Source organism: Pseudomonas spirodelae (genome assembly GCF_034653255.1).
GTDB classification, from domain to species: domain Bacteria; phylum Pseudomonadota; class Gammaproteobacteria; order Pseudomonadales; family Pseudomonadaceae; genus Aquipseudomonas; species Aquipseudomonas spirodelae.
Map to the genome: position 1 here is coordinate 21,144 of NZ_JAYEET010000042.1, position 24,629 is coordinate 45,772.

General features: G+C 59.4%; 28 protein-coding genes and 3 tRNA genes. 7 read left to right on the plus strand and 24 right to left on the minus strand.

Features of this window, described 5'->3' with window-relative positions:
• Positions 1-218 precede the first annotated feature (218 nt).
• Positions 219-431 carry a hypothetical protein gene (locus tag SOP97_RS13840; protein ID WP_322949605.1) on the plus strand — a complete coding sequence of 71 codons (213 nt, stop codon included), beginning with the start codon at positions 219-221 and terminating at the stop codon, positions 429-431.
• 12 nt (positions 432-443) lie between these two features.
• Here the strand turns inward: SOP97_RS13840 and SOP97_RS13845 are convergent, their stop codons facing one another.
• From SOP97_RS13845 to SOP97_RS13940, 20 genes are all read right to left on the minus strand, one after another.
• Positions 444-1,304: a hypothetical protein gene (locus tag SOP97_RS13845; RefSeq protein ID WP_322949607.1), complete on the minus strand. Its 861-nt coding sequence runs from the start codon at positions 1,302-1,304 to the stop codon at positions 444-446.
• A gap of 88 nt (positions 1,305-1,392) precedes the next feature.
• The gene (locus tag SOP97_RS13850; RefSeq protein WP_322949609.1) at positions 1,393-4,281 is read right to left on the minus strand and encodes a DUF927 domain-containing protein; all 2,889 of its coding nucleotides are present in this window, start codon (positions 4,279-4,281) and stop codon (positions 1,393-1,395) included.
• Between the two features lie 217 nt (positions 4,282-4,498).
• Positions 4,499-4,732: a hypothetical protein gene (locus tag SOP97_RS13855; protein WP_322949611.1), complete on the minus strand. Its 234-nt coding sequence runs from the start codon at positions 4,730-4,732 to the stop codon at positions 4,499-4,501.
• On the minus strand, positions 4,729-4,902 hold the full coding sequence (locus SOP97_RS13860) for a hypothetical protein (protein WP_322949613.1): 174 nt from the start codon (positions 4,900-4,902) through the stop codon (positions 4,729-4,731). The genes SOP97_RS13855 and SOP97_RS13860 overlap by 4 nt, the downstream gene beginning before the upstream one ends.
• Before the next feature lie 391 nt (positions 4,903-5,293).
• On the minus strand, positions 5,294-5,635 hold the full coding sequence (locus SOP97_RS13865) for a hypothetical protein (RefSeq protein WP_322949615.1): 342 nt from the start codon (positions 5,633-5,635) through the stop codon (positions 5,294-5,296).
• Positions 5,632-5,910: a helix-turn-helix transcriptional regulator gene (locus SOP97_RS13870; RefSeq protein WP_322949616.1), complete on the minus strand. Its 279-nt coding sequence runs from the start codon at positions 5,908-5,910 to the stop codon at positions 5,632-5,634. Before SOP97_RS13870 ends, SOP97_RS13865 begins: the two co-directional genes overlap by 4 nt.
• Entirely contained in the window at positions 5,907-6,170 is a 264-nt protein-coding gene (locus SOP97_RS13875) for a helix-turn-helix transcriptional regulator (protein ID WP_322949618.1), read from the minus strand. The genes SOP97_RS13870 and SOP97_RS13875 overlap by 4 nt, the downstream gene beginning before the upstream one ends.
• Before the next feature lie 102 nt (positions 6,171-6,272).
• The gene (locus SOP97_RS13880; RefSeq protein WP_322949620.1) at positions 6,273-7,067 is read right to left on the minus strand and encodes a hypothetical protein; all 795 of its coding nucleotides are present in this window, start codon (positions 7,065-7,067) and stop codon (positions 6,273-6,275) included.
• Entirely contained in the window at positions 7,064-7,345 is a 282-nt protein-coding gene (locus SOP97_RS13885; RefSeq protein WP_322949622.1) for a hypothetical protein, read from the minus strand. Before SOP97_RS13885 ends, SOP97_RS13880 begins: the two co-directional genes overlap by 4 nt.
• Positions 7,346-7,347: 2 nt before the next feature.
• Entirely contained in the window at positions 7,348-8,589 is a 1,242-nt protein-coding gene (locus SOP97_RS13890; RefSeq protein WP_322949624.1) for a tyrosine-type recombinase/integrase, read from the minus strand.
• A 168-nt stretch (positions 8,590-8,757) separates the two neighbouring features.
• Positions 8,758-8,834, minus strand: a tRNA-Met gene (locus SOP97_RS13895).
• Positions 8,835-8,911: 77 nt separating this feature from the next.
• The gene (ychF, locus tag SOP97_RS13900; RefSeq protein ID WP_274088457.1) at positions 8,912-10,012 is read right to left on the minus strand and encodes a redox-regulated ATPase YchF; all 1,101 of its coding nucleotides are present in this window, start codon (positions 10,010-10,012) and stop codon (positions 8,912-8,914) included.
• A gap of 32 nt (positions 10,013-10,044) precedes the next feature.
• A complete protein-coding gene (pth, locus tag SOP97_RS13905; RefSeq protein ID WP_322949627.1) occupies positions 10,045-10,635 on the minus strand; it encodes an aminoacyl-tRNA hydrolase in 591 nt (196 codons plus the stop codon).
• Positions 10,636-10,704: 69 nt separating this feature from the next.
• Entirely contained in the window at positions 10,705-11,316 is a 612-nt protein-coding gene (locus SOP97_RS13910) for a 50S ribosomal protein L25/general stress protein Ctc (protein ID WP_322949629.1), read from the minus strand.
• 114 nt (positions 11,317-11,430) lie between these two features.
• Positions 11,431-12,372: a ribose-phosphate pyrophosphokinase gene (locus SOP97_RS13915; protein WP_090251437.1), complete on the minus strand. Its 942-nt coding sequence runs from the start codon at positions 12,370-12,372 to the stop codon at positions 11,431-11,433.
• A 46-nt stretch (positions 12,373-12,418) separates the two neighbouring features.
• Positions 12,419-12,493 (minus strand) — tRNA-Gln (locus tag SOP97_RS13920).
• A gap of 51 nt (positions 12,494-12,544) precedes the next feature.
• Positions 12,545-12,619: transfer RNA gene (locus tag SOP97_RS13925), tRNA-Gln, on the minus strand.
• Positions 12,620-12,657: 38 nt separating this feature from the next.
• Complete coding sequence (ispE, locus tag SOP97_RS13930) at positions 12,658-13,533, minus strand: 4-(cytidine 5'-diphospho)-2-C-methyl-D-erythritol kinase (RefSeq protein ID WP_322949633.1); 876 nt, start codon at positions 13,531-13,533, stop codon at positions 12,658-12,660.
• Entirely contained in the window at positions 13,530-14,147 is a 618-nt protein-coding gene (gene lolB, locus SOP97_RS13935; protein WP_322949634.1) for a lipoprotein insertase outer membrane protein LolB, read from the minus strand. Before lolB ends, ispE begins: the two co-directional genes overlap by 4 nt.
• Positions 14,147-15,877 (minus strand): tetratricopeptide repeat protein, encoded by a 1,731-nt coding sequence (locus SOP97_RS13940; protein ID WP_322949636.1) that lies wholly within the window; start codon positions 15,875-15,877, stop codon positions 14,147-14,149. Before SOP97_RS13940 ends, lolB begins: the two co-directional genes overlap by 1 nt.
• Positions 15,878-16,063: 186 nt before the next feature.
• On the opposite strand from SOP97_RS13940, the gene hemA reads away from it, so the two are divergent.
• The 6 genes from hemA (at position 16,064) to SOP97_RS13970 (ending at position 21,537) form a co-directional block, all read left to right on the plus strand.
• Complete coding sequence (gene hemA / locus SOP97_RS13945; protein ID WP_274088451.1) at positions 16,064-17,353, plus strand: glutamyl-tRNA reductase; 1,290 nt, start codon at positions 16,064-16,066, stop codon at positions 17,351-17,353.
• On the plus strand, positions 17,353-18,435 hold the full coding sequence (gene prfA, locus SOP97_RS13950) for a peptide chain release factor 1 (RefSeq protein ID WP_274088450.1): 1,083 nt from the start codon (positions 17,353-17,355) through the stop codon (positions 18,433-18,435). Before hemA ends, prfA begins: the two co-directional genes overlap by 1 nt.
• An 86-nt stretch (positions 18,436-18,521) precedes the next feature.
• Positions 18,522-19,355, plus strand: a complete 834-nt coding sequence (gene prmC / locus SOP97_RS13955; protein WP_322949639.1) for a peptide chain release factor N(5)-glutamine methyltransferase — start codon at positions 18,522-18,524, stop codon at positions 19,353-19,355.
• A gap of 19 nt (positions 19,356-19,374) precedes the next feature.
• Positions 19,375-20,130 (plus strand): molybdopterin-synthase adenylyltransferase MoeB, encoded by a 756-nt coding sequence (locus tag SOP97_RS13960; RefSeq protein WP_274088501.1) that lies wholly within the window; start codon positions 19,375-19,377, stop codon positions 20,128-20,130.
• A complete protein-coding gene (gene murI / locus SOP97_RS13965) occupies positions 20,120-20,923 on the plus strand; it encodes a glutamate racemase (RefSeq protein WP_274088448.1) in 804 nt (267 codons plus the stop codon). Before SOP97_RS13960 ends, murI begins: the two co-directional genes overlap by 11 nt.
• A gap of 98 nt (positions 20,924-21,021) precedes the next feature.
• Positions 21,022-21,537: an acyloxyacyl hydrolase gene (locus tag SOP97_RS13970; protein ID WP_274088447.1), complete on the plus strand. Its 516-nt coding sequence runs from the start codon at positions 21,022-21,024 to the stop codon at positions 21,535-21,537.
• A 63-nt stretch (positions 21,538-21,600) separates the two neighbouring features.
• On the opposite strand, the gene SOP97_RS13975 is transcribed toward SOP97_RS13970, so the two are convergent.
• The 4 genes from SOP97_RS13975 to SOP97_RS13990 all read right to left on the minus strand — a co-directional run bounded on the left by SOP97_RS13975 (position 21,601) and on the right by SOP97_RS13990 (position 24,613).
• Positions 21,601-21,912, minus strand: a complete 312-nt coding sequence (locus SOP97_RS13975; RefSeq protein ID WP_322949642.1) for a YkgJ family cysteine cluster protein — start codon at positions 21,910-21,912, stop codon at positions 21,601-21,603.
• 119 nt (positions 21,913-22,031) lie between these two features.
• The gene (locus tag SOP97_RS13980) at positions 22,032-22,559 is read right to left on the minus strand and encodes a DUF2878 domain-containing protein (protein ID WP_322949643.1); all 528 of its coding nucleotides are present in this window, start codon (positions 22,557-22,559) and stop codon (positions 22,032-22,034) included.
• Positions 22,552-23,826 carry a cyclopropane-fatty-acyl-phospholipid synthase family protein gene (locus SOP97_RS13985; RefSeq protein ID WP_322949645.1) on the minus strand — a complete coding sequence of 425 codons (1,275 nt, stop codon included), beginning with the start codon at positions 23,824-23,826 and terminating at the stop codon, positions 22,552-22,554. Before SOP97_RS13985 ends, SOP97_RS13980 begins: the two co-directional genes overlap by 8 nt.
• Entirely contained in the window at positions 23,813-24,613 is an 801-nt protein-coding gene (locus SOP97_RS13990; RefSeq protein WP_322949647.1) for a DUF1365 domain-containing protein, read from the minus strand. The genes SOP97_RS13985 and SOP97_RS13990 overlap by 14 nt, the downstream gene beginning before the upstream one ends.
• Positions 24,614-24,629 lie beyond the last annotated feature (16 nt).

A 24,629-nucleotide genomic window follows, 5' to 3' on the forward strand; every position in this document is an offset into this window, starting at 1 on the left:
CTGGTCAGCCTTCAACGTGAGCCAAGGTAATAAAGACGGACATGCCTGCCAAATTCCCAGCTAGAAAACGGGCGGGGCTCGAATTACCCGTGTAGGGTGGCACCCCTTCCAGAGGACCCGTAAAAGCCGGCCTCAACGTGAGTTTGGCTCACGCACAACAGCGCACCGCCAAGACTTTGCCCGCTGCTGGCCACACCCCTAACGGGGCGGAGGGGGGAATGCAAAACCGTACCCCTCAAATTTCCGGTGTAACTTGTGTAAAAGGTGTAATCGAAAGCCTGAAACCCAGCATTGGCGGGGCTTTCAGCCACATTACACAATTGCATAAAGCCGCATACACCAATGCAAAACTACACCAATGGTGTAATGCGCTGGGTTGTGCGCAGGCAATAAAAAACCGCTGGCGTGATTACACCAGCGGTTGGGTTTAGAGCGGTTGAACGTTATGCGGCTGTCAGCACGTCGAAGCTGATCCCCTCGCTTATCTCCAACACGTAACGCTTATCAATGAATCGATTGCCCCCGCCTGGCGACAGTAGAGGCAGGTTCAAATCATCAACAGACCCGTATCGCCAACCGAGTTCCCGCTCAGCTGCATTAACATGAGCCGCAAGCGCTGCCAGCTCATACGTGGCTTTCTCAAGTCTATCGGCCCACAGGTAGCGGGTGGCCTTTAGCAGCTCGCTACGCATTGCATCAAGCTGCTCGGCTGCTGCATCAATAGCCTGATCGATTACCAATATCTCGGCTTTAACTGCATCAGCTACAGCCTCTGTAGCCGAATCACCGGCCCGGATTAATGCCAGTGCCGCAGAGGCGGTTTGAAGATCCCCCTGTGCTTTTTTCTCAGCCGCTACCGTTCCACCAACCCTTGCCTTTGCATATTCCCGCGCTGCGGTTTGCTCAGCCTCAACAGCAATACCTAGAGCATTCTGCTGCTCAGCCAACAGGGTTGATAACGTTTCTTTAATACTTTGGCGCTGGGCTTGCAGTGCTGAAAGCTCACTCTGTGCAGCAGCAACCTTTTCACGAGTGCGCCCCATGGTGGCGCTCGCACCGTTTACGCCTTCCTCCCAATCGGCCAACCGCTCAAGCCGCGCCACTTCCTTCTTATGGTGGTCAAGCTCAGCCTCGGCCTGTGCTACAGCACCCTCTTCAGCATGAGGATAGGCAGGGCGGGAGGTTCTGTTGTTGTGGTACTGAAGTACGGCCAGCTTGGCAATTTCCCGAAGTGGGGCCAGTTGCTCGTTAAGGCTTTCAATTGCGTCCTGGTGCTGCTTAATTTGTTTGCGGTAGTCATTCATGGTGTAACTCCAATTCGATAAAGGGTCTGTTAATTCGTGGGCAGGCCAGGCCCGAAAGCGCCGGCTGTTCTCCCGTTTGAGCGGGCCGCTAAGCAGCCTCGGCTTCGGTTTCACTGGAGAACAAAGCAGCAGCGGCCACCACATAGGCGCGCCCACTCGGCATGCCGGGCATGGTCACGACTTGGGCGGCTTTGCCCTTGGGGTCTGGCTGCAAAATGCCGCGCTCGATCAGCTCACGATTAACCGTGCGTAGGTTCATTCCCTTAAACACGTCGTCACGCCAAGCGGTGGGGAAAAAATAAAAGGTCACAGTCGTGGTCAGCACATCGCCATAGCCGTGATCCAGTGTGCGACGAAAGCCCAGGCGGTCAGTGGTGCGCGGGGCATGATCGTCCGTCTTGGCGGCGATACCGTCCCAGCGGGTAAAGCGGCTTTCCCCGGAACGCTCCACCACCAAACGCAGTCGGGTCACGATGGCGTCACCTTCCAAATGCCCAGCGCCACCACGCTCAGCCAGCCACGCAGCAAAGCAAGCCTTAGCCGCTTTATGGGCGGTCGCATCCGGCCAGCCAGTAACGCCCAGCGCCGTTGCAAGTTCGCCAGCAGCGGCAACCAAACCAAAGCGGGCAGCGGCGCGGTGTGCCTGGCCGCTGGCGTTTGCGGGTAACGCTTCGGCTGCGAACCGCTCCGCCGTTTTCCGCAACATGGCGGTGTATGCGAGCAACTTGCCGGGCTCACAAAGGGCCGTGAGGAAGGCCAGCAGCGGCGTGCCGTAATACTTCTTTACCCTGGCCTGAAGTGCATCGGATAAAGCCGCGCCACCATCAAAACCATGCAGGGTATCGAACAGGCCAAAGCCTTGGCCCGCATCGGCATGCATCGCCAGCATGCGTACTTCCATACCGGCTTTCAGTTCCCGCCCAGCCTCGGCCATCGTTTCGGCCAAAGTCTTTTCACCGCTCGACACAAACAGCAGCCGCCATTCCTGCACTGGCTTGCCTGCCTGCCCGCGATCATTGGCGCGTGCCTTGCCGGTGCCATTGCCCAGCATGTAGACAGTTTCACCCACAATGCGCGGGTCACACTGGCTGATTTCATCCAACACCAGCAGGCCGTCAGAGTGGGCGGCGGCGATACTCTCAAGCGCGTTATCAGTGCTGCGCCATGAGCGCTCAAAAGCGGGCGGGCCATACACCGAACAGGCCACCCGGCCAGTGGTGCTTTTTCCGCTGGAGCTGATCCCGTGGAAGTGAAAGCCGCCCGATTCCTGCCCAAGCAATTGCAGCAGCGGCCCAGCAAAGGCAATGCTGGTGGCAAAGGCTAAGCGATGGTTGCCAACGCAAAGCGCGCCTATCTGCTGCTGCCATTGCTCCAGGGTGCCGGCCTGACTAATCGGCGGTAGCGCCGCGCCAGCCTCATAAAAATGCAGGTGCTCGCCACAGTTACCAATCACGCGATCCGGCAACAAGTAAGCATTGCCATGCCAACCCAAGCGCGTGACCAGGCGCGCGCGTTCGGCGCTGTCATAGCCTTGCAGGTAGCTTTGCAAGTCGTTGCGAGAGTTGCGCGCTGCACGCACTGGGGCAAGGCGTAGCCCCATGTTTACCAGCGGGCCTAGCACCTCTTTGCCAAAGTCCCCGGCCATGCTGCTGGCCGATATATTCAGGCGTTTTTTGTCGCCGTCTGGGTCGTCAAACTCAACCAGTAACCCCCAGTTACTGCCCTTGGCATCACGGGTGCGGGCCAGTATTTCCAAGCGGGAACACACGTGGCGCGGCTCGCCATCGTCGCCCGAATAAAACACCCCATCGGCGGTTACACGAAAGCCACCCGGCACCGTTTCGGCCTTGGGCTTGCGGGCACTTTTGCTGCTGGCAGCGGGCTTGGCTTTGGTTGCTGGTGTAGCAACTGGAACCAAGGCGAACAGCTCCCCGGTGCGCTCCAGCTCGGCCAAGTGGGCAGGCGTCCAGCCCTTGGCCGCAGCATCGGCGGCATCATCACCTTCGGCCCATTCTCCACCAGGTGCGAAGGTCACAGCATCACCGGCCAAGCCAGGCCGCTGGCTGAATATGGCCAGCGCCATAACCCGCACAGACGCCGCGCCAAGCTGGCGCAAGCGTTCGGCCAGTGCATCCATGCAAGCCAAACCGGGCGCATCATTGTCGGGCCACAGCAGCACGTCACGGCCTACCAGCGGGGCAAAATCTGCTTTCTGCAATGAGTTGGAACCGTTCGGCCAGCAGGTGGCAACGTAGTGGGGCAACAGCTCGGCAGCAGCATCGGCGGCTTTCTCACCTTCGCAGACCACCACCGGGTCAGCAGCACGCGCGGCCAGGTGATCGAGGTGCAGCAGCGGGCGCGGTTCCGACAAGCCTTGCCAACGCCATTGCTCGGCACCGTCGCTGCTGTTCTTGCACCAGGTCAGCGGGGCAAACACCTTGCGCGGCGTGCCGCTTTCATCCGGCCCCAGGTCAAAGCGATACAGCACAAACAGGGGGCGGGCTTCGGCGTCTTTATAAATCCACACCTTTGCCGGCTCGCCGTGCTGGCGATGTTTGGGCGGGCACTTGCGCATCACCTCATCAGGAATCGGCAGCACGGGCACCCACTCCGGTGCCTTGGCCTTGCTGCTGGCCGCAACGGGCACACTGCCTGCCGTGACGTTGAGGAAGTCTGCCAGCTTGTTGCAGGCTTCCACGTCCGTGCCGCCGTCTAGGTAGCGCACCAGGTCGATTAAATCCCCGCCCTTTTCGCCGGTCGCAAAGTCACACCAGGTGCCCTTGGCCAAGCTCACCTTAAAAGAGCCAGCATGCTTGTCGGCGCGCCGTGGGTTAGGGGCGGTGTATTCCTTACCGCCGTCCGTGACCTTGCCGCCTGGCAGCCAGCGCGCCAGCACTTGAGTGATTGCCCGCAGCGCAGCGGCTTTCACCTCGGCAAAGGTTGGGTACTTTGGTTTGTTGTCGGCAGGGTTGCTCATGGGCGCACCCCCGTGATTTCGATTTGCCGGCGTTGGCAGGTATCCACAAACCGCTTTAAGCATTCCTCATTTTCGGCGGCGCTCAGCAGGCCAGCCGCGTACATGGCATGAATGCTGTTTAAGCTGCTCCGGTACAACAGACTAAGCAGCTCAGGCGTTGGTGCAGCGGCGGCGCGTGTAACGTACATGTCCGCTATTTCTACGGCATTCGTGATGTTCATTGCGCACCCCCAGCCATGCGGGCCGCTTCAATGCGCAGGTTCTCAGCATCAACATCCAGCATGTTGGCGAAGTCGTCAGCGATATAGCGGCCAGCCCTGGCCACGGCGTCAGCGTCTGCCTTATCAAGTGAGCGCATGGCAGTAAACAGGCCGCTCAAGATGGCCAGCGCATCGCTGCCCGCATTTAGTTGAGCCTCACAAGCGCGCAGCGTTTCTAGGCGGGTATTCATTGCGCACCCCCGGCAACTTCCAAGGCGCGAGCTTTGGCCATTGCAGCGTTGTAGCGGGCCAGGCGGACGGAGAGGGACGAATCAGCATGCAGCGCGGCGATGGCGCGGGCCTTCAGCGAGGCGGCGTGCTGTTGAATGGCGGACGGATTGAGGGCGTGCGGGTGCTTCATGGGTGGCGCTCCTAGAGTTGAGGAACTGCCACGGTTCGCCGCGAAACGAATTAGGGTGGCAGCTGTACGCGGGTTCGCGGACCGGGACTCTAGGCACCCGGCACACCCGAAGGTGTCCCACGCACAGCCGCCATAACACGAAACGGCGGGCACAAAAAAAGCGCCTGCTTTCGGATGGTGGGCGCTTGTGCGCCTAGAGTTGTTCGGGCCGCGACGCCCGTTCGCTGAATTTGCAGCGACCGCGGCAGAGTAGCGCGGTGTTTTGGGGAACGCAAGCGGCGCTTGCTGAAGGCAAATAGTGGGCATAGGATGGCCTCGCGGTTTAGCTGCTCGGGGTGGCTAAGCTGTATTTCGACATGACGCCTACGGTTATCCGTGGGCGTTTTTGTTTTCAGTGCACGGTAGGCGGCGGACGCTTGAGCGATAACCAGCCCAGGTATTCACCTTGGCGGGCGCGGTGCTCAAACTCGGCCAGCGCCTCACCGGCCAACAGCAAGCTGGGGATCAACTGGCTTGCATCGCTCACCTGTGCATCTTCAGGCGGCTCGATGGCGAGCATCGTCCAAGTGCCCCCCGGCCAAAGCACGAACATCACGTGGGCACCCTCGGCCAGGGCGTGGTCACGCAGCGCCTTTAGCCCCAAATGGCCACGCCGTTGCAGCTCGCTAAAGCCGGGAAGCGCAAGCGCCGCAGGGTTATCTAGCAAGTTATGCGGCAGGAATATCGGCATCATGCGGCGGCATTCCCGCGCGCGGCGATCCGCGAGCGCACCCATTGCTGTACTTCGCCCAACACCCACGCCACCGGTGCACCACGGGCGGTGCTTTCGCTCAACTTCACCGGCAACGGAAAGCCGCTTTCAGGCTGGCGCATCAGCTTGTAAATGGTGGGGCGGGCAAGTCCAACGATGGCTTGCACTTCGGGCATGCGAATCAGGGTGGTGGCTGGGTCAAGCTGGCCGGCAGGTGACGCAGGAGGTTTGATTGGGCTCACGTTCGCAGCGCTCATACTTCACCGCCTTGCCGCTTGCCGGCCTCCAGCCAGGCCATAACATCGGCTTTACGGTAACGAACACGCGAGCCGCATTTCACCCATGCAGGACCGCCCCAGCGCCTGGCGCGCCAGCCTGCAAGCGTGCGGGGCGACATACCGAGAAAGTCGGCAACTTGCCCAGTGGTCAATAGATCGGTATGGGCAGCGCCAAAGCCAGGATGATGGCCTTTGCTGAGCAATAGCGAGCGGGAGAAGTCTTGCGCGTGGTGGTTCATTTCAGGTTCCTCGACTGGTAGCGACGAGGAAAGATTGCGGGAGTAGTGGCGCGCTAGGAATTGGAAACTAAACGGCTAATTCTTGCCAATAGACAAGCCACCTTACTTGCTGTAGTACGGCTTTTGTTCCGCCCAGTGGGGCAGGGCTTCCAAATGCAGAATGTCGTCAACCACAGTGCCATCTATTTTACGCAACGCCCGGTATAGGTGTTCGCCCGGCTGGGTGTCACCGACTTGCCAGCGCTTCGGCACCCAGTCAGGCCTATGCTCACAAGCCAGACGACACGCCGCCATCATGTCCGTCGCAGTTGACGATCTACAGGCCTCGATAGCCAGTAAGCCCAAGCTTTGAATGTGGGCGGGCGGCGGCTTTTTGGGCCGCCCCTGACCTTTTGGTAAACGACCCTTAAGGAAAAGCCCCCCTACATAGGCTTGGAATTCTGCATCCTCGGCGAGTTCGGGAGACCAGGCTATTAGCTCCGCTGGCTTAACGCCAAAAATTTCGATAGAAAATGCCGCCATCAATTTATTTAAGGCACTAGCCCACGGCAAATACTGTGCATGCCACTCCAGAGCCTGCGTGCCTGCTACGCCCACTATCAGCGCGCGCGGTGTGCCATGGCGCTCCATAAAATCCAGCCAGGCAGAGAAAGGCCATAGCGGATATTGAATCTCGACAATGGTGCTGGTGCCGGGGCGAATAATATGGAGCAGCATTCCCCACTCATACAAAACGAGAGTTTGACCCTCTAGCTCAAGATCACAGACGTAATTTAGAGGCAACCGTTTACCCAACACTGCTTCAAGTGCGGGCAGCGCCCAGGGTAACTTGATAGACCAAAGACGCCCGCCCGCATCGAATTTAATAACGACCCTGTTGTTTGTTGGTGTAGTCATTGCCCCATGCCCCAATTGACGCGCGCAAGCCTCGCGCCGGCTTGCGCTGGTGTACGGCGGGCCACGCTAACATCAGAGCGGCCAGCAGGCACGAACGGGGGCGGTGTAAGCCGAAACAGCGGTTTTTCATTACACAATTGGTGTTGTTTTGCGTTGGTGTATGCGGCTTTATGCAATTGTGTAATGTGGCTGAAAGCCCCGCCATTGCTGGCCTTTAGGCTTTTAATTACACCAATTACACAAGTTACACCGGGGTTTTCATGGGTACGGGTTTGCATGCCTAAACCGCCTTACCGAAGTTGCCCGCCACCACGTTGCCCGCGGCTAGTTTGTCCAGGTGATCGGCATACCATTGCAGCATGGTGGTGCGTTGCTCCAGGTACTGGGCTTTGTTGTAAATGCCGCGCACACCGGGTGCCTTGTGGCTCAACTGGGCTTCGATATGGTCAGCGGTAAAACCATGTTCGTTAAGGATGGTGCTGGCGATATGGCGGAAACCGTGGCCAGTCTGCCGGCCCTCATAGCCCAGGCGGCGCAGGGCCATTAGAAACACGGTATCGCTTCGGGGTTTGGTGCGGTCGCTACGCCCAGGGAACAGCAGCGGATAGGCTCCAGTGATCGGGCGTAGTTCTTCCAGAAGGGCAATGGCTTGGCGGCAGAGTGGCACCAGGTGTTCGCGGCCCTTCTTGCGGCCTTTGCGTTCTACCGGGATCGTCCACAGCTTCTTGGCAAAGTCGAACTCCGACCACTGGGCTTCCCTTAGTTCACTGGGGCGGACGGCCAGCAGGGTAAGCAGGCGCAAACCTAGCTGAACATCCTTGGCGTGTGGGTATGACTGAATGGCACGGAGTAGGGCGGGCAGTTCATCAGTCGAGACGTGGGCGTAGTTCTCGGCCTTACCGGCTGACAGGAACTTATGCACGCCGTCCAATGGGTTGTTCACTGCACGGCCTGTCACACGCGCCAGGTCGTACACGTCCTTGCAGTAGGCGCGCACCCGGCTCATCTGTTCCAGAATGCCTTGCTGCTCCATACCGCGCAGCAGCTCCATCCACTCCATAGACAATATGCCGGTGTACGGACGCTTGCCGAAGGCGGGGAACACATGGCGTTCAAGTGCACCCATCACCCGCTTGGCGGTGCCAGCGTCCCAGCTGTTGAGGCGAGAGGCGTACCACTCCCGTGACAGGTGCTCAAAGGTGTTATCTGCTGCTGCCTGTTCTTCAGCCTTGCGGGCCTGCTTACTGGCGAGCGGGTTTTTCCCCTCAGAGGCATCGGCCCTCAGGTCGGCAGCCTTTTGTCTGGCCAGTGAACCACTCACTTCGGGGTAGCCACCCAGGCCAAGCCATGACCACTTGCCGTCTGGCTTCTTGTAGCGCAGTTCCCATGACTTGTTGCCGTTGGGCTTCACCCGGAAATACAGGCCCGCGCCGTCAAGTTCACGGTATGCCGTGGCCTCAGGCTCTAGGCCGGCAAGGGTGGTATCAGCCAGGGGGCGGCGTTTGATCTCTGAACGCTTCATTTTTGTGTATGCCCTCAGTTCAACTTTTGTTGAAGCATACACAGGGGCATACACGGTGGGAAGGTATAGGGGTAGACAGAGGTGAACAGCCAGATACAAGAAAGCCCGCACTAGGCGGGCTTCTTGGGCTGTTTAGTAGGCTGTCAGAGACAGCTATAAACAGGTGTTTGGTGGCTACGCAGGGACTTGAACCCCGGACCCCAGCATTATGAATGCTATGCTCTAACCAGCTGAGCTACGTAGCCGAGTGGCGCGCATTATTCGCGTATTCAGGGTATGTGTCAACACTCTTTAGCGAAAATTTATGCGCGCGATCAAATGCTTACACGTTAAAACGGAAATGCATGACGTCGCCGTCCTTAACGATGTATTCCTTACCTTCCAGGCGCCATTTGCCGGCTTCCTTTGCGCCAGCCTCACCCTTGTATTGGATGAAGTCGTTGTAGGCGATGACTTCGGCGCGGATAAAGCCTTTTTCGAAGTCGGTGTGGATTACGCCGGCTGCCTGTGGGGCAGTGGCGCCGACTTTCACGGTCCAGGCGCGGACTTCTTCGACACCTGCGGTGAAGTAGGTTTGCAGGTTGAGCAGTTCGTAGCCGGCGCGGATCACGCGGTTTAGGCCGGGTTCTTCCAGGCCTAGGGCTTCGAGGAACATGTCTTTTTCTTCGCCGTCATCGAGTTCGGCGATTTCTGCTTCGATCTTGTTGCACACGGGCACCACGGGGGCACCTTCGGCGTCTGCAATGGCCTGGACGATGTCGAGCAGTGGGTTGTTCTCAAAGCCGTCTTCGGCGACGTTGGCGATGTACATCACCGGCTTGCTGGTGAGCAGATGGAAGCCCTTGATCAGCTGCTTTTCGTCGTCACCCAGAGTCTTCATCAGGGTGCGCGCAGGCTTGCCTTCGCTGAAGTGGGGTATGAGCTTTTCCAGCAGGGCTTTCTGTGCGACAGCTTCTTTGTCGCCGCCCTTGGCGTTGCGGGTGGTCTTTTGCAGTTGCTTTTCGCAGCTGTCGAGGTCAGCGAAGATCAGTTCGAGGTCGATGATCTCGATGTCGCGCTTGGGGTCGACGCTGTTGGCAACGTGAATAACGTTGTCGTCTTCGAAGCAGCGCACTACGTGGGCGATGGCATCTGTTTCGCGAATGTTGGCGAGGAACTTGTTGCCCAGGCCTTCACCTTTCGATGCGCCCTCTACCAGGCCGGCGATGTCGACGAATTCCATGGTAGTAGGCAGGATACGCTTAGGGTTAACGATGGCCGCCAACGCTGCCAGGCGTGGGTCGGGCATCGGCACGATGCCGCTATTCGGCTCGATGGTGCAGAACGGAAAGTTCTCTGCCGCAATCCCTGATTTGGTGAGGGCGTTGAACAGGGTGGACTTGCCGACGTTGGGCAGGCCGACGATGCCGCAGTTAAATCCCATGGTGTGTCCCTCGCGCGAATGGCGGTAAAGAGTTAAGAGGTGGCTTTCTGACTGTGCAGCTTGTGCATGGCCTTGCTCCAGTCGCCTGCGAGTATTTCTGGCAGGGTGGCTAGGGCAAAGTCGATGCTGGTATCGAGCAGTTCCTGTTCGCTGCGTGGTGCGCGGCCGAGGACGAAGTTGGAGACCATGCTGCTGTGCCCAGGATGGCCGATGCCAAGCCGTAGGCGGTAAAAATTATTCTGATTGCCGAGCTGGGCAATGATGTCACGCAGCCCGTTATGCCCGCCGTGCCCGCCACCCTGTTTGAGTTTGGCGACGCCGGGGGGCATGTCGAGTTCGTCGTGGGCCACCAGAATGGCTTCCGGCGGGATGCGGAAGAAATTCGCTAATGCCGCTACGGCTTGGCCGCTGCGGTTCATAAAGGTGGTGGGGATTAGCAGACGAACATCGCGGCCCTGATGGCTGAATTTGCCCACCAGACCAAAATACTTTTTGTCGGCATTGAGGTTGATACGCTGGCTGTCAGCCAGGCGCTCAACAAAAAGGGCCCCTGCATTATGCCGGGTCTGGTCGTATTCGGGGCCAGGGTTACCTAAGCCAACGATCAGTTGTACGGCAGTCATGTCAGGAGCCCTTTCGTGGAAATCGCTCGGCATAGTCGCATGCCGAGCTGGTTTCCGACGCTGCGAGATTTACTCGGCAGCGCCTTCTTCTGCGTCTTTAGCAACGCGGGAGGCGTGGATGTTAGCCACGGCCAGGTCGTTACCGTGAGCCAGTGCAACCAGCTCAACGCCTTTCGGCAGTTTCAGGTCAGCCAAGTGAACGATCTGGCCAACTTCAACGGCAGCCATGTCGACTTCGATGAATTCAGGCAGGTCTTTCGGCAGGCAGGAAACTTCTACTTCAGCCAGGACGTGGGAGACTTCGCCGCCTTGCTGCTTAACGCCAACCGAAGTTTCCTGGTTGATGAAGTGCAGGGGAACGATAGCGGTCAGTTTCTGGCCAGCGACAACGCGAACGAAGTCAGCGTGCAGGACAAAGCCTTTGGCTGGATGGCGCTGCAGGGCTTTGATGATTACGCTTTCGTTGCTGCCGGCAACGTTCAGGCTCAGCACGTGGCTGTAGGTTGCTTCGTTTTCCAGTAGTTTGGCGAAATCTTTAGCCAGCAGGCTGATCGATTGTGGGGCTTTGTCGCCACCGTAAATTACGGCAGGAACCATGGCCACGTTACGACGCAGGCGGCGGCTCGCACCTTTCCCCAGGTCAGAACGCGCTTCAGCATTCAGGGTAAATTCAACAGTCATTTCATTTCTCCAAAATAACCAAACCGTCCGTTACGCTTGCGACCAGCGACGGGACGGTTGGTTGAAAGGCCATGCCGTTAGGGCAGGGCGTGTGCGTTCAGGGCGTATTACGAATTAACGGAACATCGCGCTGATCGATTCTTCATTGCTGATGCGGCGTACTGCTTCAGCGACTACCGGTGCGATGTCCAGTTGGCGAATACGCGAACAGGATTGCGCAGCGGCGGACAGCGGGATGGTGTTCGTCACCACCAGCTCGTCGAGTACAGATTTTTCGATATTTTCGATCGCGCGACCAGACAACACGGCATGCGTTGCATAGGCGAAGACTTTGGATGCGCCATGTTCTTTCAGCGCTTTAGCCGCGTGGCACAGCGTGCCGGCGGTATCTACCATGTCATCGACTAGGATGCAGGTACGGCCTTCAACATCACCGATAATGTGCATCACTTCCGAGTGGTTGGCTTTTTCACGGCGCTTGTCGATGATCGCCAGGTCTACACCCAGAGATTTAGCAACAGCACGTGCACGCACGACGCCGCCGATATCTGGAGAAACGATCATCAGGTTTTCGAAGCGCTGATCTTCGATATCGTCCACCAGTACAGGCGAACCGTAGATGTTATCTACAGGGATATCGAAGAAGCCTTGGATCTGATCCGCGTGCAGGTCGACGGTAAGAACCCGGTCGATACCTACTACGGTGAGCATGTCAGCCACAACTTTAGCGCTAATAGCCACACGAGCGGAGCGCGGACGGCGATCCTGGCGGGCATAGCCAAAGTAGGGGATAACAGCAGTAATTCGGGTGGCTGATGAGCGGCGGAAGGCATCAGCCATCACGACCAGTTCCATCAGGTTGTCATTGGTTGGCGCGCACGTCGGTTGAATCAGGAAAACGTCTTTACCGCGGACATTTTCGTTGATTTCAATCATGATCTCGCCGTCGGAAAACTTACCGACAGAAGCATCACCGAGGGGAATGTGCAGCTGACGTACGATACGTCGCGCCAGATCGGGGTTAGCGTTCCCCGTAAAGACCATCATCTTGGACACGCGCAGTACCTGCCGGCTGAGGGTATACCTGGATGAGTACAGAAAATGGCAGGGGCGGCTGGATTCGAACCAACGCATGCCAGGATCAAAACCTGGTGCCTTACCGCTTGGCGACGCCCCTGTATCTTGTGTAACCGAGTGCATTGAGTTGCCTACCCGTCATGTGACGGAATGGCAGGGGCGGCTGGATTCGAACCAACGCATGCCAGGATCAAAACCTGGTGCCTTACCGCTTGGCGACGCCCCTACATACAACCCGTTGCTTTTACAACTTACAGCGTAGATTCACTTCTTGACCAATTTTTCCAGCTTTCGGTGCAACATCGAGATGTTACGGCCTTGAGCAACAAAACTTGGCAAAGTGCCTGGAAGTTGGCGGGCGACTTTATCAGCATCGTCCTCGTTTGGGAAGCTCCCAAACACACAAGCTCCAGTGCCGGTTAATTTTGCAGGAACAAATTTGTTCAACAAAATCAAAACGTTACGTACTTCTGGGTAACGCTTCTGAACCACCGGCAGGCAGTCGTTATGACCACCCCCCTCAAGAAGGCTGCGAACTTTAATGGGCGGAGTATCCCGTGTCAACTCAGGGTCAGAGAAAATTTCTACAGTACTGACAAGTACTTGCGGAATTGCTACGAGAAACCAGGGCTCGCTGAGGGTCACCGGCTGGAGTTTTTCCCCGACGCCTTCGGCGAATGCTGCATGGCCGCGCACGAATACGGGTACGTCTGCGCCCAGGCTGAGGCCCATGTCAGCGAGTTGATCTTCGCTGCATGCCAGTTGCCAGAGATGATTGAGACCGAGCAGAGTGGTGGCGGCATCCGAGCTGCCACCGCCAATACCACCGCCCATCGGCAAGCGCTTGTCGAGCCAGATGTCGGCGCCCAGGTTACAGCCGCTTTGCTGTTGCAGCAGGCGCGCGGCGCGCACGATCAGGTTGCTGTCGTGGGGCACGCCTTCAATAGGCGTGTGCAGATGAATCTGACCATCCTGGCGCACGGCAAAACCCAGTTCATCGCCAAAGTCGAGAAACTGAAACAGCGTTTGCAGCTCGTGGTAGCCGTCAGCGCGGCGGCCGAGGATGTGCAGCATCAGGTTAAGTTTGGCCGGTGCCGGCAGAATCAATTCTGCGGCAGCGGGAATCGCCGGGGCGCTCATTGACCGAGCTGGCGTGGCTGCCAGTCCTTGATCACCAGGGTGACTTGCAGGTCGAAGCCGTTCAGCTTGATGCGTTCTGGCAGCCAGAAGCCGTTCTGTTCTGTGTAACTGAGGTATTCAACATCCCAGCCGTCCTGGCTCAGGTTTGCCAGATGGCTTTGGTTGTCGAGGTTTAAGCGGCTTTTGCTGTCGGGGGAGGGCAGGCCGCGAATCCACCAAAGCAGATGTGAAACGGGCAGGTTAAGGCCGAGTTTGGCTTGCAACAGTTGTTCTGGTGATTCGGCTTGATAGCGGCCCTGGTTGGCCACTTCGAGCAAAACGGCGCCGGGGCGGCCGGTGAGTCGGGCGGCGCCGCGGCCGAGCGGGCCGGACAGGCGGATGTCGTAGTAATCCTGGCGCTGCAACCAGAAGAGGGTGCCGCTACCAGAGTCTTTGGGGGCGCGGATGCCGACTTTACCGTTGATCTGCCAGGCATCCAGGCCGCTGATCTGCTGCTTATGCGCTTGCCAGCTTTGCGCGTTGCCCTGGCCTTCAAGGGCTTCGCGTGAAGTCAGGCCGGCGCAGCCGGCGAGTAATGTAATCAGGCTGAAAACTATCAGGTGGCGCGCAAGCATCAGAGTGTCTCTGCTCCGGTCAGGCGCAACAGTGTGCTGCGCAGGATTTCGCTGTCAGGTTGCTGTTTCAGGGCTTCACGCCAGAGCGTGCGGGCTTCTTGGTGTTTGCCCTGAGCCCACAGTACTTCACCGAGGTGGGCGGCGACTTCGTGGTCGGGAAACGCCTGCATGGCTTGGCGTAGCAGGCGTTCCGCTTCGTCCAGGTTGCCCATGCGGTAATTTACCCAGCCGAGGCTGTCGAGAATCGCCGGGTCTTGCGGGTTGAGCTGGTGAGCTTGCTCGATCAACTGCTTTGCTTCGGCGTAACGCGTGGTGCGGTCAGCCAGGGTGTAGCCGAGCGCGTTGAGGGCCATGGCGTTATCCGGCTCGCGTTCGAGAATAAAACGCAGGTCTTGCTCCAGCAGGGCCAGGTTGTCGCGTTTTTCCGCCAGCATGGCGCGGGTGTAGAGCAGGTTGAGGTCTTCCGGGAACTGCTCCAGGGCTTGTTCAATCAACTGCCAGGCGTGTTCGGTGTCCTGCTGTTTGGACCAGGCCTCGGTCTCAATCAGGTACAGCTGGATGGCGTAATCAGGTTGGCTGTCACGTGCCTGGCGCAAGCGCTCAGAGGCTTCATCGCCGCGCTGCTGCTGGAATAACAAATCACTTTGCCGAGCCTGGGCTGGCAGGTAGTCGTTGCCTGGGCCAACCAAGGCGTACTCGATCAGGGCGCTGGCGGTGTCACCAAGCTCTTCATAGGCGCGGCCCAGGTTGTAATGTGCGGCGTCGACGTGGTTACCGCGCTCGACCAGTTCCTCTAAATAGACAATGGCCTCTTTCCACGCTTCGGCCTCCAGGCAGACGAGTGCCAAAGAGAAGCGCAGGTCATCATCATTGGGGTTTTCTTGCAGCAGTGAGGAGAATTCGCCTCGGGCATCGTCCAGGCGGTCTTCGGTTACCAGTAGGCGTGCATAGGTCAGGCGCAGGCGCCTGTCATCGGGGTGCAGCTTGATGCCTTTTTCCAGCAATTGCAGTGCGTCGGCGTTGCGTTCCAGGCTTTGCAGCAGGCGCGCATGCAGCAGGATGGAGGCAGTCGGGCGGTTTTTGCTCGGTTGTTGCTCAAGCAGCTCCAAGGCTTCCTGTGGGCGCTCGTCCTGTTGCAGCAGCAGCGCTTTACCAAATTGCAGCTGGCTATTGTCTGGGTACTTTGCCTGCAAGCGATCAAAGCTCTGCAGCAGGCCTGCGCGTGTGTCCGGGTCAGTCTCGGCGGCGGACAGGGCAAGGAAGTCGAAGTGGGTGTCGCCCTGGCGCTGCAGGACCTGCTCCATAAACGTCATGGATTCGTCATAGCGACCGGCGCGGGCCAGTTGAACCGCCGCGGCGCGCTGTGCGTCGATATTCTCGGGTGCGGTCTTGGCCCACAGCAGGCTGGTTTCCAAGGCGGATTGCTCGGCGCCCAGGTACTCGGCGATACGGAAACCACGCTCGGCGACCCCCGCATCCTGAGTGGCATTGGCCTGCTCGACATAATTCTCCAGCGCAATGTCGAAACGATTGCGCTGGCCCGCCAGTTCGGCGACCAGCAGCGACAGCAGGGTTTCCTGGCTGAAGGCGCGGTACACCTGCGGCTTGGCTTCTGCGGTAGTCACGGCGGGGTCTTCCACGGGTGGCGTGCCATCCGGGGTAGAGGGGGCAAAGGTCTGGCAACCGCTCAAAAAAGCTGCGGCAGTCAGCAAGGCAAAGGATCTATTCATAGGACGAGTATGTGACCAACCTGCGGTTTCGGCATCATGACACAAGCGTTCGGGCAAGCCCATGGGCGGCCATGATCCTGAGTGAGTCGGATAAACCTGGCTATTAGGACAATAGCTAGCAGTGGTTGTTCTCGCTTTGCCGAAGTAGGACAATTGCCGGCTTCCACTCCCAGTCAGCGATCGTGCATGGCCTTTATTGCCCTCGGTATCAACCATAAGACCGCCTCGGTGGATGTCCGCGAACGCGTGGCCTTCACGCCCGAGCAGTTGGTTGAGGCCCTGCGTCTGCTGTGCCACAACACGTCCAGCCGGGAAGCGGCCATTCTCTCGACCTGCAACCGCAGCGAGTTATACCTTGAGCAGGATGACCTGAGCGCTGATGAAGTGCTTGCCTGGTTGGCCAACTATCACCGTTTGAGCCTCGACGAACTGCGTGCCTGTGCCTATATCCATGCCGATGACGAAGCGGTGCGGCATATGATGCGCGTGGCCTCGGGGCTGGACTCGATGGTGCTGGGAGAGCCGCAGATTCTCGGTCAGATGAAGTCAGCGTTTGCTGTGGCCCGTGAAGCCGGCACCCTCGGGCCGCTGCTCGGGCGTTTGTTTCAGGCCACCTTCAGCACCGCCAAAACCGTGCGTACCGATACCGCGATTGGTGAAAACCCCGTGTCGGTGGCGTTTGCCGCGGTGAGTCTGGCCAAGCAGATCTTTACTGACTTGCACCGCAGCCAGGCCCTGCTGATCGGCGCGGGCGAAACCATCAGCCTGGTCGCACGCCACCTGCACGACCAGGGCATCAAGCGCATTGTGGTGGCCAACCGTACGCTTGAGCGGGCCAGCACCCTGGCCGAACAATTTGGCGCGCACGCGGTGCTGCTCTCGGAAATCCCGGACGAGCTGGTCAACAGCGATATCGTCATCAGCTCCACCGCCAGCCAGCTGCCGATTCTCGGTAAGGGCGCGGTCGAGCGGGCGCTGAAGCAGCGCAAGCACAAACCGATTTTCATGGTCGATATCGCCGTGCCGCGCGACATTGAACCCGAGGTTGGCGAGCTGGATGACGTCTACCTGTATACCGTCGATGACCTGCATGAGGTGATCGCGGAAAATCTCAAGAGCCGTCAGGGCGCTGCCGAAGCGGCTGAGGAGCTGGTGAGCGTTGGCGCGCAGGACTTTATGCAGCGCCTGCGTGAACTGGCCGCCGTGGATGTGCTCAAGGCCTATCGCCAGCAAGCCGAGCGTTTGCGTGACGAGGAGCTGAACAAGGCCCTGCGTCTACTCAGCAACGGTACATCGGCCGAGGACGTGCTGGCACAACTGGCCCGTGGCCTGACCAACAAGTTGTTGCATGCCCCCAGCGTGCAACTAAAGAAATTCTCTGCTGACGGCCGCGTTGATGCGCTGGGCGTGGCCCAAGAACTGTTTGCCCTCGAGGAGGGCGTGTCGCCCGGCTCGGCCAAAAATAAAGGTCTGTAATGAAAGCGTCACTGATCAATAAACTCGACCTGTTGCAGGATCGTTTCGAAGAGCTGACCGCGCTGCTCGGTGACGCTGAAGTAATCAGCAATCAGACGCAATTTCGCGCCTACTCCAAGGAGTACGCCGAGATTGAGCCGGTATACCAAGCGTTCAGCGCGTTCCGTAAGGTGCAGAACGATCTTGAGGGCGCCCAGGCGCTGCTCAAAGACAGCGACCCGGACATGCGCGCGATGGCCGAAGAAGAAGTGGCCGAGGCCAAAGAGCAGCTGCTCGAACTGGAAGCCACGCTGCAGCGTATGTTGCTGCCCAAAGACCCCAATGACGGGCGCAACGTGTTCCTCGAAGTACGTGCCGGCACCGGCGGCGATGAGGCAGCGATCTTCTCCGGCGACCTGTTCCGTATGTACTCGCGCTATGCCGAGAAGCAGGGCTGGCGCGTCGAAGTGTTGTCGGCCAGTGAAGGCGAGCACGGCGGTTATAAAGAGGTGATTGCTCGGGTCGAGGGCGATAACGTCTACGGCAAGCTCAAGTTCGAGTCGGGCGCGCACCGCGTGCAGCGCGTGCCAGAAACCGAATCCCAGGGCCGTATTCACACCTCGGCCTGTACCGTTGCCGTATTGCCTGAGCCGGATGAGCAGATGGCCATCGACATCAACCCGGCCGACCTGCGCGTGGACACCTACCGCTCCTCGGGCGCGGGTGGTCAGCACGTGAACACCACGGATTCGGCGATCCGCATCACTCACATCCCCACCGGTACAGTGGTCGAATGTCAGGAAGAGCGCTCGCAGCACAAGAACCGCGCCAAGGCCATGGCCTGGCTGGCGGCTAAGTTGAAAGACCAGCAGGAAGCCGCCGCGCATAAGGAAATTTCTGATTCGCGTAAATTGCTGGTGGGTTCCGGTGACCGCTCCGAGCGCATTCGCACCTACAACTTCCCGCAGGGCCGGGTCACCGATCACCGCATCAACCTGACCCTGTATTCGCTCAACGAAGTGATTGCTGGCGGGGTTGAGGCGATCATTGAGCCGCTGCTGGTTGAATACCAGGCTGATCAGCTGGCGGCACTGGGCGACTGATTCGCGTTTTCTCGTCGCCCGGATGCAAGCCGGGAGCGCCCGTTGAAGCCTGCCCCGGAGTGCATCCGGGCTACGGAATGAATGCCATGGCCACCATCGAACACTTGCTCGCCCACACTGAACTGCCCGACTCGCCAACGCCGCAGCTGGACGCTGAATTATTGCTCGCCCATGCCTTGGGTAAGTCACGCAGCTACCTGCGCACCTGGCCTGAGCGTGAGGTTGAGGCGGCGCAGCTTGAGTGCTACCAGGTTGCGCTTGCACGGCGTCAGGCCGGTGAGCCAGTGGCCTATATCCTCGGCCAGCAGGGCTTCTGGAGCCTGGAGCTTGAGGTTGCTGAGCACACCCTGATTCCGCGTCCGGATACCGAACTGCTGGTGGAAAGCGCCCTCACGTTGCTGCCCGCCACGCAGGCGCGCTTATTGGACCTAGGCACAGGTACGGGGGCCATCGCCCTGGCGTTGGCCAGCGAACGCCCAGCCTGGCAGGTCACTGGTGTCGATCGCATCCCCGAGGCGGTGGCTCTGGCCGAACGCAATCGCGCGCGACTCAAACTGGGGAATGCCAGCTTCGTTGAGAGTCATTGGTTTAGCGCCCTGGCCGGCCAGCGTTTTCAACTGATTGTCAGTAACCCGCCGTATATCGCCGCCGATGATCGTCACTTGGCCGAAGGCGATGTGCGCTTCGAGCCGAGCAGCGCGCTGGTGGCGGGTGCGGATGGTCTGGATGATATTCGCCTGATCATCCAGCAGGCGCCTGGCTATCTTGAGACGGGTGGTTGGTTGTTGCTGGAGCACGGTTTCGATCAGGCGGCGGCGGTGCGTGAGCTGCTCAGTGCGCGTGGCTTTAGCGCCGTGGAGAGCCGGCGTGACCTGGGCGGCCATGAGCGCATCAGTCTGGGGCGTTTCGATAATGAGTGATGCCATGAATCCGCACGACATGCTGAGTGATGAGGAGCTGCTGCGCTACAGCCGGCAGATTCTCCTGCAACAGATCGATATCGACGGGCAGCTGCGCCTGAAAAACAGCCGCGCGCTGATCGTCGGCCTGGGCGGTTTGGGCTCACCGGTGGCGCTGTATCTGGCGGCGGCCGGCGTCGGTGAATTGCACCTGGCGGATTTCGATACGGTCGACCTGACCAACCTGCAGCGGCAGATCATTCATGACACCGCCAGTATTGGCCAAAGCAAGATCGATTCGGCGAGCCAGCGTCTGCTGGCGCTCAACCCGCAGCTGCGCCTGCAGGCCCATCGTCAGGGGTTGGACAGTGACTCGCTGGCCGCCGCTGTAGCAGCGGTCGATGTGGTGCTGGATTGCTCGGACAACTTCAGCACCCGTGAAGCGGTGAATGCCGCGTGCGTGGCGGCCAAGGTGCCGCTGGTCAGCGGCGCGGCGATTCGCCTGGAAGGTCAGCTCTCGGTGTTCGATCCGCGCCGTGAGGACAGCCCCTGTTACCACTGCATCTACGGCCATGGCAGTGAAGCCGAGTTGACCTGCAGCGAAGCCGGTGTGGCTGGCCCGCTGGTGGGCTTGGTCGGCAGCCTGCAGGCGTTAGAAGCCTTGAAATTACTGGCACCGTTTGGCGAGCCACTGGTCGGTCGCCTGCTATTGATCGATGCGCTGGGCTGTCGTTTCCGTGAGCTGCGGGTCAAGCGTGATCCGGGTTGCAGTGTCTGTGGCAGTGATGCCCAGTAACGCATCAAGAGCCGCGCCTATTGGGGTGTTTGACTCCGGTGTTGGCGGGTTGTCGGTGCTGCGCGAGATTCGCAGCTTATTGCCCAACGAATCGCTGATGTATGTCGCCGACAGCGGCCATGTGCCCTATGGCGAGAAGAGCCCGGAATTTATCCGCGAGCGCTGCCGGGTGCTGGCCGCCTTCCTTCTGTCTCAGGGCGCGAAGGCGCTGGTGCTGGCCTGCAACACTGCCACGGTGGCCGGGGTGGCCGAGTTGCGTGAGTTATACCCGCAGCTGCCGTTGGTGGGCATGGAACCGGCGGTCAAGCCTGCGGCAGCCGCCACGCAAAGTGGCGTGGTGGGCGTGCTGGCCACCACCGGTACGCTGAAAAGCGCCAAGTTCGCCGCCTTGCTCGACCGTTTTGCCAGTGATGTGCGGGTGATTACCCAGCCTTGTCCGGGGTTGGTCGAACGTATCGAAGCCGGTGAGCTGGACGCTGCCGCCACGCGTGAGTTGTTGCAAGGTTATGTCGCGCCGTTATTGGCTGAAGGGTGCGACACGCTGATCCTCGGCTGCACCCATTACCCTTTCATCAAACCGCTTTTGCGCCGCCTGGTTCCTGAGTCGGTCAGTTTGATCGATACGGGGGCGGCTGTAGCGCGCCAGGTGCAGCGGCTGTTGGCCGAGCGTGACCTGCTCGCCACGGGCCCTGCGCAGCCTGCGCAATTTTGGTCGAGTGCCGAACCGCAGGCCATGCAGCACGTGCTGCCCTTGCTGTGGGGTTCAGCGGCCCAGGTGTGTGCACTGCCATAGGTTTTATCAGGGCTGAACTGTTCACGGCCCTAACTATTTCTATACTCTTTGGCAGCGGTTACGCGGTTTTTCGTATCGAATGGAAAAGGATAATAACCATGAGAAAAGTTATCACCCTTGCGGCGCTGGCCGCCTTGGCTTGGGGGCCGGTGAGTGCGGTGCAGGCAATGGACCTGAGTGTGGCCATTGGGCAAAGCGGGGACTCGACCATGACCTATCGCCTGGGGGCGCAGTTTGATTTCCAGCAGAGCTGGTTTGCCAGTGATGTCGGTCGCCTGACCGGTTACTGGGATGGGGCCTACACCTACTGGGAGGGCGACCAAACGGCGAGTAACCACAGCCTGTCGCTGAGCCCGGTATTCGTTTACGAGTTTGCTGGCGAGCGCTTCAAACCCTATGTCGAGGCGGGCATTGGTATTGCTGCATTCAGCAGCACCGAGCTGGAGGACAACGACCTGGGCTCGTCCTTCCAGTTTGAAGACCGCATCGGTTTCGGTGTGCGCTTCGCCGGGCAGGAAGTCGGCGTGCGTGCTCTGCATTACTCGAACGCTGGGCTTAAAAAGCCTAATGATGGGGTTGAGAGTTACACCCTGCATTACCGCATGAGCTTCTAGAGCTCGGGAGCGTTGAAAAAAACCGGATAGCAATCCGGTTTTTTATCTCAGCAGACGGCGCATTTAGCGGTAGATGCTGGCCATGCCCTTGCGCTCATCCAGGCATTCGGGGGAGGCGGTTTCAAACTCCCGGCAGATCAGCGGGCGCACCTCGTAGATGGTGCAGCGCATGGTGTTGCGATCCAGCGCGGCGCACCAGCCGTCATCCAGGCGCAGCATGACTTCACCGCCCCAGTCGTCAGTATCGATATAGCGTTTAGGCACACCGGTATCGGTGATCAGCATGACTTCCAGCTGGCAGCAGCAGGCCGCGCAGTTGCTGCAACTGACTGCGGGGGTGTCTGATAATTGGGTGTGCGGGATCTCTTGGCTCATGCCGCGCAGTGTACGCCATCGGCGTTATGGCGACGCCTGCTGCCGACGTAGGGTGGGTGATTTTTAGCCACCCAGCGAAGAGCTCTACAAGAATCCTAGGGGTTTGCTGGCGCTGCAATCTAAGCGGGCTTGCGGGTTCTTTGAGTTTGCTCATATTGCGCACGGTAGAGCTTGGCGAAGCCGTGCAGCACGGGCATGACCAGGGCCCAGATCGCGCCGATCAGCAACAGGCTCTGCCAGGTGCCATACGGCAAACCGACCCCGGCTATTTGTGCACCGGCGTAATAGGACAGCGGTGCGCCGATGGCACCGAGCAAACTGCCGCGCCACCAGGGTTGAGCCGTCCAGGCCAGGCAATGATTCAGGGTGGTGGCCATTAGCAGCCACAGGCAGGCTAGCCACAGCGGAATCAAGGTGCGCGGTTCGCCGAAATCAAACACCCCGAGGTTAAGCAGAAAACTGTCCAGCGCGCTGCCGGCGATAAACACGCTGACCAACAGCTTGCCTTCGGCTGCCCAACTGCTGGTCCACAGCAGATGCACGGCCACCACGCCTGCGACAATCAGCAGCCACAGGCTGTCGCCGCCAAATACGCAGGCGAACCAACCGAGCTGAAACAGCAGGGTGTTGACGATTAACTTAGCCATCTAGATTTCCCAAAAGTGGCGCCGGACGGGCCGAGGGTTTGGCCAGCAGCAGCTGCGCGGTGCCGATGGTGCGCTCGATAAAGCCGCCCTCGCAATAGCACAGGTAAAACTCCCAGAGGCGGAAGAAGTAATCGTCGTAGCCCTGTTGCTCCAGCTTGTGCCGCGCGTGGCGCAGGTTGTCGTGCCAGATGCGCAGGGTACGTGCGTAGTGCAGGCCGAAGTCTTCCATGTGGTGCAGGTTCATATCGGTCTTGGTGCTGATAACGTCGAGCATCTTGTTCACCGACGGCAGCGCGCCGCCGGGGAAGATATAGCGCTGGATAAAGTCGACGGCGTTTTTCGCCTGTTCATAGCGTTGGTCGCGGATGGTGATGGCTTGTAGCAGCATCAACCCATCAGGCTTGAGCAAGGCCGCACACTGTTCAAAATAGGTGGGCAGAAAGCGGTGGCCGACTGCCTCGATCATTTCGATCGATACCAGCTTGTCGTACTGGCCGGAGAGGTCACGGTAATCCTCTAGCAGCAGGGTAATTTGCCCCTGCAGCCCCAGCGTCTTGATGCGTTGCTCGGTGTAGGCGAACTGCTCGCGCGACAGCGTGGTGGTGGTGACCTTGCAGCCATAGTGGGTGGCTGCGTAGATCGCCATGCTGCCCCAGCCCGTACCGATTTCCAGCAGGTGATCGCTGGGTTTCAGGGCGAGCTTCTGGCAGATGCGTTCGAGTTTGCTGAGTTGCGCCTGTTCCAGGCTGTCGTCGACGCTGCGGAACATGGCCGCCGAGTACATCATGCTCGGGTCGAGGAACAGCTCGAACAGGTCGTTACCCAGGTCATAGTGGGCGGAGATATTCTTGCGCGAGCCCTTGCGAGTGTTGCGGTTAAGCCAGTGCAGCCCCTGGATCAGTGGGCGCCCTAGCTTGGCTAAACCGCCTTCCATCGCGTCCAGCACATCGAGGTTACTGACGAACAGGCGAACCACCGCAGTCAGGTCTGGGGACGTCCAGTAACCATGGATATACGCCTCGCCAGCACCGATCGAGCCATTGCCGGCGACCAGGCCCCAGAGCGCACCATCCTGAACGTGGATCTCGGCGCAGAGGTTGGAATGGGCGTCGCCGAATTCCAAGCGTTCTTCACCTTCGACGACCAGCAGTTGGCCATGGCGCAACTGCTTAAGCTGGCGCAGCACCGCACGGCGCAACAGGCTGGCACCAATGCCGCTGCCGGCGCGCACGGTGTGTTTGGCAGACGCAAGGCTAGAGCTTTTCATGGGGGACGTCCTTTGATGCGGTGCGGGCAACGCGGAAATCACCTTCAGCGGCCCGATGGGTGAACAGGGGGATGCGTTTGAGTAGCAGGCGCAGGGCTTGCCAGTAAATGGCCGCAACGGTCTTGCCGGTCATCCAGGGAAACTGCATCAGGTAGCGGTGCAGACTGGCCCGGTTCAGTTCCGTGCGTTGCAGGCTGAGGCTGGCGTCGAAGATTTTTTCATCCGCCTGCCAGTCGGCCATATGAATACCCAGGCGTTCGCCGGCCGGGCTGAAACTCATGCGGTATTCCAGATCGCGCGGTAGAAACGGCGAAACGTGAAAAGCCTTGGTCACGGCCACATGCTGATGCCCTGTACCCTCGGCCGGCACGACATAGTGATAGCGCTCACGGAACGGGGTATTGCTGACCTCGCAGAGAATCGCCGCCAAATGGCCGTCGGCCTCATAGCAATAGAAAAAGCTTGCCGGGTTAAAGGCCAGGCCCCAGCTGCGTGGCTGAGTCAGCAAACAAATGTGGCCCAGTGGCGTGCGGCCCAGGGCTTCACTGACCCGTTGGCGCACGGCGTCGATCAGGCGCATGCCGCTGCCGGTGAACTGCGGCAGGTAGTCGGTTTCGCGAAAGGCGAAGGCTGAAAAGCGGCCACGGCCGGCCAGCGGCGACAGTGCAAGCACCCGCTCTTGCTCGCTAAGGTCCAGGTAAAGCAGGCCCATGCGGTAGCGGAAGTTATGCAGGCGCGGGCTAAACCGCCGGTGTTGCACCCAGCCGCTGTACAGGGCGCTGTTCATTGCTGTTGGGCTTTTC